Genomic DNA, 15,581 nt, shown 5'->3' with positions numbered 1-15,581 from the left:
CGTTCCGGTCCGGAACGGATATATTTCAAAATCGACCACCGGCGGGCGTGCTGCTGGTCGTGACGTACTCGGCGGCCGCCAGGACCGGCCTCCGAAACCTCTGTCGTCGCCACGAGTCGGTCGTCGCGCGGCGGTTCGGTCGCGCCGCGCTGCTCGACGAGACGGAGTACGCGGCGTTCCTCGCGCTGCGGCTGCGGGAGTCGCACGGCGGGGACGTACAGATAGAGCGCACCGAGCCGTTCAACGAGTTCGTCGCCGTCGACGACGCGGTCCGAGAGGCGGCCGCGGCCTACGCCGACCGGTCCGCGAAGTCGACGCCGTACGCCGCCTTCGCGGCGGGGACGGACCACCCGGACCCGGACGCGATGCGCGGCAGAGAGCTGTGACCGGGGCGAGGTCGACGCAGTCGGGGTCGAACCGAGAGGACAGCGAGGACGGGTCGAACGCCGTCAGGGGGTGTCCCGCTCCGGGCGAGGTTCTCGGACGACTCCCCACCGACGCCGGGCTCCGGCGACAGCTCGCGGCGGCCGCGCGCTCGCGGGGGCGGACCGCGTCCGTCGCGGGAGAGATCGCGGACATCGAGGCGGAGCTCGCGGGGATCGAGGTCGAACCGGTCGACCTGACGGCGGCGCGGCGGCGGGTCGCCGAGGCGACCGGAGAGATCGAGCGGCTGAAAGAGCGGGTCGCGGCGCTGCGGGGCGACGCGCGAGCGCGCCGCGCGGTCGACGCCGAGACGGACGAGACGCTCGACGACTTGGAGGCGGCGGCCGCGGAGCTGTCGGCCGCGCAGACGGAGGCGATCGCCGCCGAGCAGGCGCTCGAACGCGCGAGAGCCGAAGCCGCCCGCGCCCGGGACGAGCGTCGGCGTCGACTGCGGCTCCGCGACCGGCTCCGAAACCGGCGCGGCGTCGCGCGCCGCGAACTCGCCGAGGCGATGTATCCCGAGTTCCGACGCGCGCTCGCGGTCGTTCCGAGCGGCGATCCGAGCGCGGCCGGGACGGGACCGGGCGCGTACGACGGAGACCCGGTCGCGGCGTCGCTCGCGGCCGTCAGGACCGCGGCGCTCGACGGACCGGTCGAGCTGCGCGGCAGCGCGGCGCGGCGGATCGAGGAGTCGGAGCGGAGCCCGCGGTCGCTCCTTCGGACGGCCGATGTTCGCTTTCGAGGCGCGCGCGACGGGCGCTGAACCCGACGGGGTCGGGTTCGCCTGAGCGTTAAATACGATTCCGCGGGACCCGGCGCATGGAACTCGACTGGTCCGTCGACCGCGAGGGGGACACGTCGCTCGTCGGTTTTCGGGTGCGCAACGACGGGGCGGTCCCGCGGCGTGTTCGGATGGAGAGCCGGCTGAACGGTCCGCTGCTCCCGCCGCGGCGCGGCGGCGTCCCCGAAGCCGGGTGGGACGCAGCGGGTGTGACCGCGGTACTCGACCCGGGCGAGCGCGCGGCGTTCGGGTTCGCCGCGCTCGCCGACCCCGTCGACCCGCCGGTCGAGATCGCGAACGTCGAGCCCGTGTCGTCGGACGCCGACGAGGCGCACGAGACGGCCGCAGGCGGGACCGACCTCGCACGGGCGGCGGTCCGGGACCTCGAATCGTATCGGCCGCCGCGCGCCGCCGTGGACGGAGCGGAAGGGCGCCACGGGACCCCGGACGCGGGCGGCGACGCGGGGGCCTCCGGTTCGGACGGGCACTTGCCGGGCCGGGAGGATGCCGAGGGTGACGGCGACGCGGAGAGAGCCGAGGTCGACGGCGACGCGGAGAGAGTCGCGGCGCGAGTCGAGCGCGACCCGGACCAGTCGGCTACGCCCGAGTCACCGCGGGGAAGTGCGGCCGGTGGCGGCGTCGACGCGTGGTTCGCGGCCGTCGAGGCGCGGATCGAGCGGGCGGAGCGCCTGACCGACGCCGACCTCGCGGCGGCGACGACGGTCGTCGAGGAGGTCGACGGCCTCGACGGGGTCGGAGCGCTCGACGAGCGCGTCGCGGCCGACGCCGAGCGGCTGCGGGCGGTCCGCGACCGTGCCGCGGCGCTGGCGGACCGCGCCGAGGAGAGCGAGATCCCGGTCGAGGCGCTGGAGGCGCTGGCGTGATCCTCGCGGTTGCGGGCGGGAAAGGCGGCGTGGGGAAGACGACGCTCGCGTACAACGTCGCCGCCGCGCTCGACGCCGTCGTCGTCGACGCGGACCTCGGGATGGCGGACCTGCCCGACGGCCGCGGCCCCGACCTCCACGACGTGCTCGCCGGCGCGGCGGCCCCGACGGAGGCGCTCCGTCCCGGCCCGGTCGACATCGTCCCGTGCGGGCGGACGCTGGCGGGCGCTCGGGCGGCCGACCTGACGCGGTTGGCGGAGGCGGTCGCCGCGGTCGAGCGCGAGTTCGGGACGGTCGTCGTCGACTGTCCCGCCGGACGCCGCGCCGACGCCGGCGGGCCGCTCGCGGTCGCGGACGCCTGCCTCCTCGTCGTCTCGCCGCGCGCGTTCGCGCTCGCCGACGCGATCCGGACGCGAGAGCTGGCCCGAGAACTCGACGCCGGGTTGGTCGGCTGCGCGGTCAACCGCGTGACCGAGCCGCCGCCGGTCGACCCGATCGGTGACGCGCTCGGGGCGCCCGCGGAGGTCGTCCCGGCCGACCCCCGCGTCGGCCGCTCGGTGGCGACGGAGCGGCCGGTCACGACCGCCGCGCCCGAGAGCGAGGCCGCCGCGGCGGTCCGGGCGCTCGCGCGACGCGTTCCGGAGTGAACGCCGGAGGGGGCGCCGCCGTCGCGACGGGCGCGGCGCGACATCGGGCCTTTTTACCTCGGGCGTGCCCTCAGCGAGGACGATGCTCGAAGTCGCGTTCGTCGTCGGCGTCGCGGTCGTCGCCGCGCTCGCGGTCGCCGTGGGGCCGCTGTACGCGGCCGACCGGTTCCGCGACCTGCGGGAACCGACGGACGCGGAGCGAGCGCAGATCGTGGCGCTGGCGGAACCGGGCGGACTCGCCGTCGAGCGCGTCGCGATCGAAGCCGTCGACGGCGCGGGCGGGGACGGCGCCGCAGCCGACGGTCCCGCCGAGGTGTCGGTCCGGGGACCGCCCCGTAGACGGGTGCTGTTCCTCACCGAAGACGTGTTGACCGACCTCGACGAGGACGCCGCGGTCGGGCTGTTCGCGGCGGAGGCCGGCCGCGTGACGACGTACTACGCCGAGTTCCGCGCCGTCGCCGTCGGCGCCGTGCTCGGGGCGCTGGCCGCGGTCGTCACGACCCTCGTCCCCTTCGAGTCCGGGTTCGCCGCGCTCGTCGCCGTGGGGCTCGTTTCTTTCTGGGCCGGTCGGCGGGTCCAGTACGCGGCGGACGCCCGCGCCGCGGACGCGGTCGGCGCCGACCGCGTCGCCGACGCGTTCGAGCGCGTCGCGGAGCGCCGCGGCGTCGAGCCGGAGACCGGCGACTGGTCGACGTGGTTCGAGGTACAGCCCCCGCTCGGGGATCGGGTCGCGCGGCTCCGCGAGCGGGCTGCCGACGCGGAGTAACGAGTGAAGGGACCGAGGCGGCCGGGGTCAGTTCCCCGAGCGCTGAGCGACGGCGGAGTCGGGGCCGACGCGGACGTCGTAACCCGCGACGGTGAGGGAGACGTCGGCGTCGGACCGCCCGGCGACGAGCGAGTTCAGCGCGTCGGGGTCGACGTGTTCGTACAGTACCACGCCCTCCTCGGGGAGGTCCGCCGGATCGACGCCGGCGAGATCAGCTATCGCTTCGACGACGGCGAGACTGGGACTGGGACCGCTGCCCCCGTGACGGACGCGGGCCCGCTCCGGAACCGAACCGGAACCGCTCGATTCGGCCGTTACGCTGCTCATACCCCTTAGAGGCGGATATCACACATAAATCAGTCGTTCAATTTATCATATATGATGCCTTGCCCGCGACAGAGTCTCTGAACCGGGAGCCGGGCGCGTCTCGGTCCCGGAACCGTTACCAACCAGCCGCACGCGTGTAGAGACAACTCGAATGCGACTCCCGGAACGACAGCTCGCGGTCCTCGAGGCCGCGAGCGCGACGGACGAACGAACGGTGGCAGAGATAGCCGCGGAGACCGACCTGAAGCCGGAGACGGTGGCCGGCGCGGCCTTCGACCTCGCCGACGAGGGGCTCGTTGAGGTCGGTTCGGTGACCGACCGGACGCTCGCGCTCACCGACGAGGGGCGGCGCTACGTCGACGAGGGGCTACCCGAGACGCGGCTCTACCGCGCCGGCCGCGACGCGGGGGCCGACGCCGACTCGGTCTCGATGGGCGCAGTCATCGGTGAGGCGGCGTTGGACGGTCCGGAGGTCGACATCGCGCTCGCGAACTTCGCGCGGAAGGGGTACGGGAGCGTCGACGGCGGCGAACTCTCGGTCGACCCCGACGCCGATCCCGACGACGCCGAGGCGACGGCGCTCGCGGCGCTCGCGGAGGCCGACGCCGACGGGGGGAGTCTCGACGGGGACGCCCTCGACGTTGACGAGGCCGTGATCGATCGGCTCGACTCGCGCGGGCTGATCGCGGTCGGCGAGTCCGTCACGCGGACGGTCCGGCTCACAGACGAGGGCGTCGACGCGCTGATGACCGGCGTGGAGGCGACCGAGACGGTCGGGGCGCTCACGCCTGAGCTCCTCGCCAGCGGCGAGTGGCGGGACGCCGAGTTCGCCGCGTACAACGTCGAGGCGGAGGCGGAGACGGCCCGCGGCGGTCGCAAGCACGTCCTCCGTCGGACCGCCGACCGCGTGAAGGACGTCCTCGTCGGCATGGGGTTCCAAGAGATGGAGGGCCCGCACGCCGACGCCGACTTCTGGATCAACGACTGCCTGTTCATGCCGCAGGACCACCCTGCCCGGACCCACTGGGACCGGTTCGCGCTCGACGTGGACCGCATGGAGTCGATTTCGGACGAACTGATGGCCCGCGTCGAGTCGGCCCACCGCGACGGGTGGGGCAACGACGGCGACGGCTACCACTCGCCGTGGTCGGAGGAGTTCGCCCGCGAGGTCGCCCTCCGCGGACACACCACGTCGCTGTCGATGCGATACCTCTCCGGGGTTGCCGGCGCGGAGCTGGAGCCGCCGCAGCGCTACTTCTCGGTCGAGAAGGTGTACCGCAACGACACCCTCGACCCGACGCACCTCCTGGAGTTCTTCCAGATCGAGGGGTGGGTGATGGCCGAGGACCTCTCGGTGCGCGACCTGATGGGCACCTTCGAGGAGTTCTACCGGCAGTTCGGGATCACGGACATCCGGTTCAAGCCGCACTACAACCCGTACACCGAACCCTCCTTCGAGCTGTTCGGGGAACACCCGGAGACGGGCGAGGAGATCGAGATCGGCAACTCCGGCGTGTTCCGGGAAGAGGTCACCGGCCCCCTCGGCGTCGACTGCGACGTGATGGCGTGGGGGCTCGCCTTAGAGCGGCTCGCGATGCTCACCACCGGCGCGGAGGACATCCGCGACCTCCACGGGACGCTCGCGGACATCGAGTTCCTGCGGGACGCGGAGGTGAGCTACTGATGCCCGTCGTCGACGTCGACCCGGACGAGCTCCGCGAGCTCACCGGTCACGAGGAGAAAGATGACGAGGAGCTGAAGGCGGACCTGTTCGGGCTCGGCCTGGAGTTCGAAGGCGAGACCGACGACGGCATGTACCAGTTCGAGTTCGCGCCCGACCGGCTCGACCGCCTCTCCGTCGAGGGGGTCGCCCGCTCGCTGCGCTACCACTACGGCGACGCGCGAGGCGTCTACGTGCCGAACACGAACGACCCCGAGTGGAGGATCGAGGTCGACGAGTCGGTGCCCGACGAGCGCCCGTACGTCACCGGCGCGGTGGTCCGCGGCCTCGACCTCGACGAGGCGGCGCTGGAGTCGCTGATCCAGCTCCAAGAGAAGCTCCACGCGACGATGGGACGGGGGCGCGCGAAGGGCGCCATCGGCATCCACGACCTCGCGATGGTGAAGGGCGCGCCGCTCCAGGAGGGCGCAGAACCGTCGATCACCTACCGCGGCGTCGACCCCGAGGGCGACACGTTCGTCCCCCTCGACGCGAACGACGAGCTGAGCCCGGCCGCGGTGCTGGAGGAGCACGCCACGGGCGAGACGTACGCCGAACTCGTCACGGACCTCGATCGCTACCCGGCGATCTACGACGAGCTCGGCCTGTTCTCGTTCCCGCCGGTGATCAACGGGAAGCGCACCGAGGTGACGACGGGGTCCCGCGAGCTGCTCGTCGAGCTCACGGGCACCGACCAGTGGACTATCGACCGGATGTGTAACATCATCTGTTACGCCCTGTCGGCCCGCGGCGCGACGATCGAGGAGGTCGAGGTGAACTACGCCGACGGCGCGACGCACCCGAGCGAGTACGGCGCGGAGCTCGTCCGGCCGAACCTCGACGTCGATGAGAAGACGGTGTCGCACGAGCGGATCGAGACGCTGCTCGGCGTCGACTTCGAGCCCGAGGAGGTCGTCGACTGCTTCGAGCGCGCCGGACTGGACGCCTCGTACACGCTCGGCGAGGACGTCCGCTACGAGGTGGAGATCCCGCCGTACCGCGTCGACGTGCTCCACCCCCTCGACCTCGTCGACGACGTGGGGCGCGCGTACGGCTTCGACAACCTGACGCCGCGCTACCCCGACGTGGGCACCGTCGGCGGGCGCCACGAGCGCTCCCGGCTGGAGGACGCGGTCCGTACGAGTCTTGTCGGGCTGGGCTTCGAGGATCTGCTGAACTTCCACATGACGAGCGGGACCGAGAACTACGACCGGATGCGGATCGAACCGGGCACGGGCGGCGCCGCGGTCGGAGACGGCGACGGGGTATTCGGCGGCGGCTCCCCCGTCGAGATCACCGAGCCGTACAGCGAGGAGTACACCCAGCTCCGAACGTGGGCCCTCCCGTCGCTCGTCATGCTGTTGGAGCGGAACACCCACAACGCCTACCCGCAGGACGTCGCCGAGGTCGGCTTCGTCGCCGAGCGCGACGACGACGCGGACACGAACGTCGCCGAGTCGCGGCACGTCGCCGGCGCGGTCGCCCGGCGCGACGCCTCCTATGAGGCCGCGAAAGGCCGGCTTCAGGCGCTGTGCGACGACTTCGACGCCGACCTAGCGACACCCCGAGTCGAGCATCCGACGTTCATCGATGGCCGCGCCGCCGCGGTCGTGATCGACGGTGAACGCGTCGGCGTGATCGGTGAGATCCATCCCGCGGTACTCGTCGAGCACGATTTGGAGGTGCCGGTCGCCGCCTTCGAGTTCGACCTCGACGCGCTGCGGTAGACTCTCGACCGGATCACGTACCGACGCCGGACTTTCCGTTCGGTCGGTTCTATCACGGATTATCACGGAGAGTGGCTGGAGCAGAAGACATATATTCCCCTTAGCGCAGTTCTCGAGCATGGACTGCGAGAGATGCGGCGTCGACGCCACGCTCACGCACCGGGACGTCGACGGGTTCGCGTACTACCTGTGTGAGGCCTGTATCGGCGGGTGGGACGCGGTTCGGACGCGATCGCCCGAGGCTTCGGACGAGAGTCGCTCGGCCGCGCAGTAGGCCCGAGCACCGGGTCGGCGGCGCGCGGTGACGCCGGGGGGACGCTCGCCAGCGAGAGCGACGCGCAGTGCCCCCGACAAGATGCGTGCCCGCGAGAGCGACGCGCGCAGAGTGGTCAGTAGGATCGAAACGGAAGGCGGTGATCGGGGCGCCCCCCCCTCCCACCGCTTCTCGGCAGGGAGCACGCCGACGCGGGGGAATGATCCCTCGACGCGGTCGATGACGGGATCAATTCTGTGTTGCGAAATCTAGCTCTGAATACCCGTACCTGTAGCACGTAATGCCGTTCTCCTCACAGTGCTTCGCAAGCTCTCTCGGCGGGACATCCTCCTCGAAATCCCCAAAGAATTCGACTGTTACATTGTCATCGACCGTGTAGCCGAACACCTCGAAGTCGTGCCCGGAGAAGCTCTCGGAGTTACACCGTCGGATCGCTTCCTCGTTTTCTCCGTCGTCGTACATCGCGAGCTGTCCGGCGATCCGGCTGGCGTGTCCCGAGTCGTCGCTCATTCGCCCGCCCCACCGTCGAGATCTCGGTCGTAGGGGCCGATCGGCGTCACCAGTTGAACGAACTCGCGGTCAAATTTAGCACCGGTCTTGCGGTCACGCAGATGCTGAAACACACCGTCAGTCTCGTCGCTCGCGACGCATTTCTGACACCAGAAGTGGTGATTCGTCGGTTCCCACAAGCGGTGGCCGCGGGGACAGACGTACCGCCACCTGTCCTGCCGGCCTTCGATCCACACCACTTCTTTCGGAGGCATCAGTTCCGAACGAAGTACCGGTGTTAAAAAGAAAATATCCTGACGCGCACGGTGAAACTGAAAGAAGTCATGTCCGGCGATTGTGTTGCGGTTCCTCGGTCGATCGGGGATTTCAAACCCCGGCGCGTAGTGGTCAAACGTGGCTTTCGTGCCCTATCACGGAAGCCCGCGCGGGCCGGCTGTCTCCAGCAGTGGGGTCCGCTTTGCTTCGAGCCGGGACCCATCGGAGAGCGACGGGTCCGCGAGAGTGCTTCCGTTGATTCGGATCTAACGTAGCGGGTAATTGTATTTTGATACTATATAGCATTACATACAAACTGATTAGAAGCAACCAGACGCATCGTAGGTGATGTTATCACACCGGAACCGATTCGTAGGTGTATGCGGCCGCTGGTGTCGTGGATGACCAAGTCGGACCCGGCGATCTTGGAGTTGCTACACGAGTCCGACCTAGATCTGCCACCCGCGGTTATTTCTCACAACGTCGCTGGAGTGTCTCATCCGACGGTGAAACGGAGGCTTCCGATTCTCGACGAGCATGGACTCGTCGAGAGGGTCTCCGAGAAGCGAGGGTACTATCGGATCACCGAACGCGGTTGTGCGTACCTCTCCGGCGGTCTCGACGCCGACGATCTCGAAGAGAAGTGAGCCGACCGGTCAGTTACTCGACGCCGAGCTCCCGAGCTGCGTCCGCCGAAATTGTGAGCCCGGCGTCTGCCGTAGTCACAGATTCGTCGAGGACATCGTCCAGAACCTCGCGGAGTTCCGTGATGAACGAGCTCGGGCGTTCCACTTGGACGCGCGTCGTCGACTTGTCGGCGTAATTCAATCCGCGGTGTCGAACGTACGTCCGTGCGAATGATCGTCGGACCGATCGAGGCACGTCCCACACAACCGCCGGCAGGTGGTCAAGGGACGTTTTCCCGCCGGTCGGCGCGCCCATCGCGACGAGGCACCGACCGAGAACCGTGCCGTCACAGGTTGGGACGATCTCGCTCGCGCGGCCCGGCTCATCGGCGTTGCGGGTGCGTGTCTCGACGCCGAGGCGCTCGAAAGCGTCGCGGATCTCCTTTGCGCCCACCCGGCTCCCTGGCGTCACCGCCGGGACGTAGTTCCCCGCCGGGATGCTCCCCCCGGCGAGGACGTGCGCGAGCAGGCCGACGAGCGCGGCCGCCGTCTCACTATCGGGGTCTGGATCGAGCCAACCGCGGTCGATCGCGGTGTTGATCCCCCGAACCGGGTCGGGAACGACATGCTTGAGCCAGCCGCGGACGCGCTCGTCAGGGAGGTCAAGCGCACGGCCGACGCGGACCCGGCCGGCGTTCGGATTCTCGGCGGCGTACTCTCGGACGCGACGGTAATCGAGCACCTTCTCCCACGGGTCCGGATACACGCGATCGCTGTAAGTCCGGGAGATAGATGTGGCCGTGGGTTCCATGAGTAGTGCGTCCAAGTCAACTGATTTGACTCTGCTCATCTAATTTTCTCCGCTGATATTCGTGCCAGTAAGTACATAAGCTAGGTCCGTCTTTTCTTCAGTAACCAGCAACCGATCTGAACGGGTACGAGACCGAGTATGCGCCGACGACGGCGCTTGTGTCTCCGGATCTCGTTCATCGGTGGCCGCTGGGTTCAAACTATGAAACCAAGCAACCAATCCAACGCGGAAGACAGGGCAGTAAGTCCCGTCATCGGCGTCATCCTCATGGTCGCGATTACCGTCATCCTGGCGGCCGTCATCGGGACGTTCGTCCTTGGTCTGGGTGACCAGATAGGCGATACTGCGCCGCAGGCGAGTTTCGATGTTGATGATGCTACTGCTGACGCAACTAATGGCGTTAGTCTCACACTCGCCAAAACCGGTGGACAGGATCTAGATGCAAGAGACTTAGTCTTGAGTGTTGACGGATCACGGACAAACACTAGCGTTGAGTCTGGGCTGGGGTCAAATACGTGGCAGACTGGCCAGTCAGTGCGCTTCACTGACGAGGGTAGCGCTTCGTACTCCTCTGGTGACCGTGTAACGGTCAGGTTGATTCACGACCCGTCCGGAAACGCAATTTACTCGACGACGCTCACAGCCGAGTAACTCTCGCTGAATTTACCTCCATCGGCTTTCTATTTCGGTCCGGTAACGTAACCCGAGTACATCTGTATTAAACGGCTGAATCGTCGCCGGGTCGAGGTCGCTGCAAGCGTCACAAATATTCTCTTCTGACTGAATCAGGTGTGCGAGCGCCGCGTCGATCACCACGCTCATCGGCGGGTCGTCGTCAGAGCTGTTCGCAACAATCTCGCTCGCCTTTTCGACCTGTCGTTCGCGTTCGTCGGTGATCTTGAGGCTGGTTCGACGGGTCATTTATACCGCATCGTATGTACAGGGGTCGCGATCCCGTCATTCTGGAGTGACTGAACTGGTCCGTGTTGAAGTGGTACCCACGAATCGACCACAATCCTGACGACCACCACTCGCAACCTGACCGATTTCTATGTACCTCACGCGCTGATCGCGCCGAGCGGAGTACATAGATCGCGGATCATGAATACATCTGCGTCGGACCCCACGAAGTCGCACCGAGAACCCTCTTCCACGAGGTTTCACGCTCGCCCCACGAGTTCCAACAGCGTCGGCACTTCACCGTTCTCGGGGAAGCGCACCAGGTACGCGCGCTCGCCGACCCGCTGCGTGTGAGCGTCGGCTTCCTTGATCGAGCCGTCCTCGGCGACTAATCCGTCCAGTTCGAGGTGCTGTTTGTCGATCGTCACGGTTCCGCTACCGTCGCGGTCGACGAGACTTCTGAATCCCATTGACCCTCGCGGGCACGGTGGTTCAATTAAGGATAGCTCAAGATGACACCAATAGATTATTTAGCTACCATCCGGTAGTTCACCCGAAATCACCAGACAGGAGCGACCCCCGTGGTGTTACATTACGGACTTGATCCATGGGGTGGTAGGGTTCTTTATAAAAAAGTCCACGCCGTCTTGTGTTTCAGAAACGTAATGTAGCGACACGGGCGCGACAGGCGCTACTTCGACTGTCGAACGACTCGACCTTTGGGACGTGAGACGGCCGAATTCGACGTCGTTGAAACGGTGATCTCTGGCATCGTTCAGCCGGCGATGACAAAATCTACACCGGTGTAGCACCGACGCCAGAGCGAATGGCCGACTCGTTGTGGTACCCGTCCGTCGAAGACGTCGTCACCATCCACGACGATGTCGTCGCGGAGTACCCCGACACTCCCGCCGGTGTTCGGAACCGCGGTGACATCGAGTTCGCACTGAACTACATCGAAGAGGGGAGCTTCGGCTCAGCGCCGGAAACCGTCCACGAGAAGGCCTATCACCTCCTCCGACTTCTCGTTGCCAATCACCCCTTCGTCGATGCGAACAAACGTACCGCGCTCAACGTGACGGTCGTCTTTTACTTCCTCAACGGGTATCGGTTCGAGTACGACAGCGAAGTGAGGGCGATTCTGAAAGCGTTCGGCACCGACGAAGCGGCCGTCGATGAGGAGAGAACCACCGACTATCTCCGATCTCACACCGAAGCACTCGATCTGGCCGGTGAGATCGAAGAGTGGCGAGACGAACTCGTCCGGTACGGGCTATCGGAGTTGACAGGCGATTCGTCGGACCCGAACGATTAACGGCGTTCGACCCGTTCCTGTAGGTATGGCCACCGAAGAGGGAGCAGAAGCGACGTCACCGCTCGACGACGTGATGGCGGACATCCGGCGGGAGCTGGTTCGACGGGTCGCGGCGGACGACCGAGATTCGAATCGGGACGTCTACGACGCCCTCGAAGACGAATAACCGAACTGTACGGTACTGTTATACGACTGAGAATGACCTACATGCGGGCCCTTGCTTGTGGGAAGTTCAAGATGACGTGGACTCTATACTCGGATGATTTCGACTGTTCACTGTTTCTTGAAGAGCTTGGCTACTGACCTTGCTGTCGGAATGAGTTCAAGAGGTCAACGCGCGGTTCGAACTCCTCTTGGAATTCGTCCATCGCATCCACACCCCATTCGACCAAGTGATTTTGCTGGTCTGCGGTTAGATCGGTGATCGTCCTATCAATATCTTCAGGCAACTTGATCCGGGAGGCTTGTTTCTCAGGCAACCGTTCACACGCTAACTCAACACCTAAATTGCTCTCAATATCCGTTCGGTCGCGTTTCAGCGCCTCGAATATCTCCTCGTTGCGTTCCTTATCCGACGTGGAGATGTAGAGCTCGACGGAGAAATTCGGCCCTTGGTGGAACACCCAGCCGAATCGGACGCCAGAGATGCCGGCACTGAAGATTAGGTAGTTCCGAGGCCCAGGTTTGAGTTTGTACCAGTTTGGACGTCGCTGCGAGTACGCCTCAACCGTCTCAGCGAAGAACTGACGGTAGCTATGCTCGGAGTCGGAAAGAGACTCAGTACTCACCTCGCGTTCCCATTCATTCGGCTCAACGACGACTTCGAACTCGAACCCACGCTCCTCGGATCCCTCGATACTCACGACGCGGGGTCTGATCGCGAAGAACTTCGCACCTTTCGGCCCGGTTTCGTTCAACCATTCGAGGACGCTCCGGTGCTCCGGCCGGAACTCCTCGGCGAGCCACATCGTGAACCCGGCGTTCTTTTCCGACGAGTACGTCAGGAGTTTCCCCAAGTGATTGTGGTCTGTTCGATTGTATTGGTTCTCGATGACGACGGTCTCACCCGTGTTCATCTCCCGTGCGACGATGTCGGCCGAGAAGTCGCCGACGGCTTCCTCGGCTCGTGCGTCCTCGATTTCTATCCCCAACTCGGACGCGAGCAGGTCGATGTTCTCTGTCAACCATCTCGTGAAATCCCGCTCTTCGTTCTCCCACACCGAGCGGAGGTCGTGCTCGTAGATTCGCGAGACGTTGTGGTCCATAGACAGGCGTCGCCGGGTGTTTTGATAAATGCTTGTGGGCCGTCCCGGAGCGTCGTGCGCTGCGATTCGTTGCCGGACGCACCCCCCTCCCGGCGAAGATGACCCTGAAGAGATGAATACGAGTGTCGAATTCGATACAGAGGCGACTCTGGGATCGTGTCTCGTGTTACGACACTGGAATCGCAGTCGAGTACCGCTGTAGTTTGCTGGACGTACCCCCCCTCCGTCCGTCTCTTCCACTCAAAGCCCGATAGAGTACGATACAGTCGTGCTGCGGCTGACGGGTCTCTAAACCACATCTCAAGTGTCCATACTACCCCAACGGGACAGTTTTTTGCGAATACCGAGGAGATCTACACTGAATGGTAGAGCCGATCTTAAAATGGGCAGGTGGAAAGCGCCAGCTTCTCTCAGAAATCACGGCGCTGTTTCCAACCACATATGAGGCGTATCACGAACCGTTCGTGGGAGGTGGCGCTGTCTTTTTTGATCAAGATCCTGACGATGGAACGATCAACGATCTGAACACGCGGTTAACTACCTTTTATGAGATCGTTCGAGATCAACCAGACGCACTTATACACGAAAACAAGACGCACGAGCACACGGAAGAATACTACTACAACGCTCGCTCGGAGTTTAATGCTCTCTTCTCACGGTCGAATATAACGCGGGACGAGCGAGTCCGAGAGGCAAGTTTGCTTTTATATTTGAATCGGACCTGTTTCAACGGATTGTACCGAGAGAACAGTGACGGCGAATTTAACGTCTCTTTCGGCCGGTATTCAAACCCAGACTGGGTACAAGAACAGCGGATCCGAAAGGCATCGCGCGTCCTCCAAGGCACGGCCGTATTCAATACGGATTTCAGCTACGTCGTCGATGAGGCTTCCAGCGGCGATCTTGTGTATTTTGATCCGCCGTACGAACCGGTGTCGAAAACCGCGGATTTCAATTCGTACCAAGCAGAGGGATTCGACCCAGAGGATCAACGCCGACTTCGCGATGTCGTGGTGGAACTCACGGAGATGGATGTTTCCGTGATCCTCTCTAACTCCCCGCCAGTCACGGAGTTATACGAGGACCACGGCGTGTTCTCGATCAGATATGTAGATGCTACTCGTGCGATAAACAGCGATGCCAGTAGTCGCGGGGAGGTCTCAGAAGTTCTCATTACAAACGTTCCAGCAGAGGCGCAGCGGAGAAAGACTCTCTCCGACTTTACTGAATGAGCTGTCGAAGACCGCTCAACGTGGCGTTGAGTCCAGCACGTATTGTTGCTCAGATCCCCGGCCGCTCGTCGTGATTTCAGGGAGACAAACGAGCCACTCGCCAACGGTTCGGGCGCGTCGACGCGTGGTTGAATCCGAGAGAGTGGTCTCGTCTGCGAGGATCTCCGTAATGTCGCGTCGAGAGAGAGTACCGTCTTCTTCGAGTTGAGCGTATACACGGGAGATGATCTCGACACCACGGATCTGCTGTGTAAGGAGGGCGTCCGCAGATTCTCGATTGCCGCGATCGAGATACGTGAGATATTCCTCGCCGAGGCGGGTGAGTCCCCAGCGACGGATGGTGTGGTTGTCGATCTCGACTTCCTGTTCTTTGTGGAGGAACTGGAGAAGCCACGCGGCGATACCGTAGTAATCCGCTTGCCGCGGATCGAAGCTGTCTGAATCCGTCTGTCTTCGAACGTATTCTGCGATATCGGGTTTAGTATCAGAACCCATTCCGACCGCTTGGATGACAGTGCGAATCACCTCAAAGTTGTCCGCCTGTGGTACCTCTAGAGATGGGATGGTATCGGTGCGCTCCGGTTTCTCGAACGCACTCCAGAACGTGGGGTCAAGTTCGTAGGATTCGTCGTCTGTAACAACACCAATACCGCTCTCAACCATGATGTCTGTGAGACGGTCACCGTCGATCAATCGGATGAAATCTTGGTCTGCGCTTGTCTCGGCTCCAGAGGTGAACGAGGAGGTCGTGATCACCGTTCCGATGTGATACTGTTGCTCCGAAAGAGCGCCTTTAAATCCGCGGAGGGTGCGGGCGCCGACGCTGTTCCCGGTAGCATATTGTTTCGCTTGTACGCCGAGCCGAGCGTGGAACAGTTCTCGATCGATGACAGCGTGAATATCGATCCCGCCATCGCCACGGAAGGGCGTTAGCTCAAGTTTACGAGTTGGCTCCGCACGCTCGATCACCATCTTACAGAGCTGTTCAAACTGCTGTGTTGAATAGATGCTGAGTCACGGTTACAGCGGCTCACATAGTGGTTCTATGTTGGTAATGGCGAACATCAAGACGATTTCACGGAACTGCCGATACCAGCCAAGCGCTCGCACGGCATCGC

General features: G+C 64.6%; 21 protein-coding genes and 1 pseudogene. 13 read left to right on the top strand and 9 right to left on the bottom strand.

The window, feature by feature from the left end:
* Positions 1-47 precede the first annotated feature (47 nt).
* The 5 genes from B9G49_RS01800 to B9G49_RS01780 all read left to right on the top strand — a co-directional run bounded on the left by B9G49_RS01800 (position 48) and on the right by B9G49_RS01780 (position 3,501).
* The gene (locus B9G49_RS01800; RefSeq protein WP_086215227.1) at positions 48-386 is read left to right on the top strand and encodes a hypothetical protein; all 339 of its coding nucleotides are present in this window, start codon (positions 48-50) and stop codon (positions 384-386) included.
* On the top strand, positions 383-1,186 hold the full coding sequence (locus tag B9G49_RS01795) for a hypothetical protein (RefSeq protein ID WP_086215226.1): 804 nt from the start codon (positions 383-385) through the stop codon (positions 1,184-1,186). The genes B9G49_RS01800 and B9G49_RS01795 overlap by 4 nt, the downstream gene beginning before the upstream one ends.
* Positions 1,187-1,242: 56 nt before the next feature.
* Positions 1,243-2,088, top strand: a complete 846-nt coding sequence (locus B9G49_RS01790) for a hypothetical protein (protein WP_086215225.1) — start codon at positions 1,243-1,245, stop codon at positions 2,086-2,088.
* Positions 2,085-2,735 carry a chromosome partitioning protein ParA gene (locus tag B9G49_RS01785; protein ID WP_086215224.1) on the top strand — a complete coding sequence of 217 codons (651 nt, stop codon included), beginning with the start codon at positions 2,085-2,087 and terminating at the stop codon, positions 2,733-2,735. Before B9G49_RS01790 ends, B9G49_RS01785 begins: the two co-directional genes overlap by 4 nt.
* 82 nt (positions 2,736-2,817) lie before the next feature.
* Complete coding sequence (locus B9G49_RS01780) at positions 2,818-3,501, top strand: peptidase (protein ID WP_086215223.1); 684 nt, start codon at positions 2,818-2,820, stop codon at positions 3,499-3,501.
* Between the two features lie 27 nt (positions 3,502-3,528).
* Here B9G49_RS01780 and B9G49_RS01775 read toward each other — a convergent pair whose 3' ends face one another.
* On the bottom strand, positions 3,529-3,828 hold the full coding sequence (locus tag B9G49_RS01775; RefSeq protein ID WP_049932767.1) for a HalOD1 output domain-containing protein: 300 nt from the start codon (positions 3,826-3,828) through the stop codon (positions 3,529-3,531).
* A 151-nt stretch (positions 3,829-3,979) separates the two neighbouring features.
* On the opposite strand from B9G49_RS01775, the gene B9G49_RS01770 reads away from it, so the two are divergent.
* The 3 genes from B9G49_RS01770 (at position 3,980) to B9G49_RS16460 (ending at position 7,549) form a co-directional block, all read left to right on the top strand.
* Complete coding sequence (locus tag B9G49_RS01770; protein WP_086215222.1) at positions 3,980-5,512, top strand: phenylalanine--tRNA ligase subunit alpha; 1,533 nt, start codon at positions 3,980-3,982, stop codon at positions 5,510-5,512.
* A complete protein-coding gene (gene pheT, locus B9G49_RS01765) occupies positions 5,512-7,275 on the top strand; it encodes a phenylalanine--tRNA ligase subunit beta (protein ID WP_086215221.1) in 1,764 nt (587 codons plus the stop codon). Before B9G49_RS01770 ends, pheT begins: the two co-directional genes overlap by 1 nt.
* Before the next feature lie 118 nt (positions 7,276-7,393).
* Positions 7,394-7,549: a hypothetical protein gene (locus B9G49_RS16460; RefSeq protein WP_155120046.1), complete on the top strand. Its 156-nt coding sequence runs from the start codon at positions 7,394-7,396 to the stop codon at positions 7,547-7,549.
* Positions 7,550-7,777: 228 nt separating this feature from the next.
* Here the strand turns inward: B9G49_RS16460 and B9G49_RS01760 are convergent, their stop codons facing one another.
* Together B9G49_RS01760 and B9G49_RS01755 are read right to left on the bottom strand one after the other, a co-directional pair.
* Positions 7,778-8,059, bottom strand: coding sequence for a hypothetical protein (locus B9G49_RS01760; protein ID WP_086215220.1), 282 nt, complete (start codon positions 8,057-8,059; stop codon positions 7,778-7,780).
* The gene (locus tag B9G49_RS01755; protein ID WP_086215219.1) at positions 8,056-8,313 is read right to left on the bottom strand and encodes a hypothetical protein; all 258 of its coding nucleotides are present in this window, start codon (positions 8,311-8,313) and stop codon (positions 8,056-8,058) included. Before B9G49_RS01755 ends, B9G49_RS01760 begins: the two co-directional genes overlap by 4 nt.
* Before the next feature lie 381 nt (positions 8,314-8,694).
* Between B9G49_RS01755 and B9G49_RS01750 the strand changes: the two genes are divergently transcribed.
* The gene (locus B9G49_RS01750; protein ID WP_086215218.1) at positions 8,695-8,961 is read left to right on the top strand and encodes a winged helix-turn-helix domain-containing protein; all 267 of its coding nucleotides are present in this window, start codon (positions 8,695-8,697) and stop codon (positions 8,959-8,961) included.
* Between the two features lie 13 nt (positions 8,962-8,974).
* On the opposite strand, the gene B9G49_RS01745 is transcribed toward B9G49_RS01750, so the two are convergent.
* Positions 8,975-9,751: a hypothetical protein gene (locus B9G49_RS01745; protein WP_086215217.1), complete on the bottom strand. Its 777-nt coding sequence runs from the start codon at positions 9,749-9,751 to the stop codon at positions 8,975-8,977.
* Positions 9,752-9,952: 201 nt separating this feature from the next.
* Here B9G49_RS01745 and B9G49_RS01740 point away from each other — a divergent pair, with 201 nt between their 5' ends.
* A complete protein-coding gene (locus B9G49_RS01740; protein WP_086215216.1) occupies positions 9,953-10,402 on the top strand; it encodes a type IV pilin in 450 nt (149 codons plus the stop codon).
* A 12-nt stretch (positions 10,403-10,414) separates the two neighbouring features.
* On the opposite strand, the gene B9G49_RS01735 is transcribed toward B9G49_RS01740, so the two are convergent.
* Both B9G49_RS01735 and B9G49_RS01730 read right to left on the bottom strand, forming a co-directional pair.
* Positions 10,415-10,672 (bottom strand): hypothetical protein, encoded by a 258-nt coding sequence (locus tag B9G49_RS01735; RefSeq protein WP_086215215.1) that lies wholly within the window; start codon positions 10,670-10,672, stop codon positions 10,415-10,417.
* Between the two features lie 239 nt (positions 10,673-10,911).
* On the bottom strand, positions 10,912-11,121 hold the full coding sequence (locus B9G49_RS01730) for a hypothetical protein (protein ID WP_086215214.1): 210 nt from the start codon (positions 11,119-11,121) through the stop codon (positions 10,912-10,914).
* Positions 11,122-11,477: 356 nt separating this feature from the next.
* On the opposite strand from B9G49_RS01730, the gene B9G49_RS01725 reads away from it, so the two are divergent.
* Both B9G49_RS01725 and B9G49_RS16615 read left to right on the top strand, forming a co-directional pair.
* Positions 11,478-11,966: a type II toxin-antitoxin system death-on-curing family toxin gene (locus tag B9G49_RS01725; RefSeq protein ID WP_086215213.1), complete on the top strand. Its 489-nt coding sequence runs from the start codon at positions 11,478-11,480 to the stop codon at positions 11,964-11,966.
* A 25-nt stretch (positions 11,967-11,991) separates the two neighbouring features.
* Positions 11,992-12,132 (top strand): hypothetical protein, encoded by a 141-nt coding sequence (locus B9G49_RS16615; RefSeq protein ID WP_167373083.1) that lies wholly within the window; start codon positions 11,992-11,994, stop codon positions 12,130-12,132.
* Between the two features lie 130 nt (positions 12,133-12,262).
* Here the strand turns inward: B9G49_RS16615 and B9G49_RS01720 are convergent, their stop codons facing one another.
* Complete coding sequence (locus tag B9G49_RS01720) at positions 12,263-13,231, bottom strand: DUF4268 domain-containing protein (protein WP_086215212.1); 969 nt, start codon at positions 13,229-13,231, stop codon at positions 12,263-12,265.
* 362 nt (positions 13,232-13,593) lie between these two features.
* On the opposite strand from B9G49_RS01720, the gene B9G49_RS01715 reads away from it, so the two are divergent.
* On the top strand, positions 13,594-14,463 hold the full coding sequence (locus B9G49_RS01715) for a DNA adenine methylase (protein WP_086215211.1): 870 nt from the start codon (positions 13,594-13,596) through the stop codon (positions 14,461-14,463).
* Between the two features lie 15 nt (positions 14,464-14,478).
* Here the strand turns inward: B9G49_RS01715 and B9G49_RS01710 are convergent, their stop codons facing one another.
* Positions 14,479-15,471 (bottom strand): restriction endonuclease, encoded by a 993-nt coding sequence (locus tag B9G49_RS01710; protein ID WP_086215210.1) that lies wholly within the window; start codon positions 15,469-15,471, stop codon positions 14,479-14,481.
* Between the two features lie 12 nt (positions 15,472-15,483).
* A pseudogene (locus tag B9G49_RS16095) lies at positions 15,484-15,581 on the bottom strand (IS5/IS1182 family transposase); the annotation flags it as partial.

The sequence above is a fragment of the Halorubrum sp. SD683 genome (assembly GCF_002135045.1).
In the GTDB taxonomy this organism is placed as follows: Archaea; Halobacteriota; Halobacteria; order Halobacteriales; family Haloferacaceae; genus Halorubrum; species Halorubrum ezzemoulense.
The sequence above is the reverse complement of the archived record's forward strand: the minus strand, read 5'-3'. Positions and strand labels throughout refer to the sequence as shown.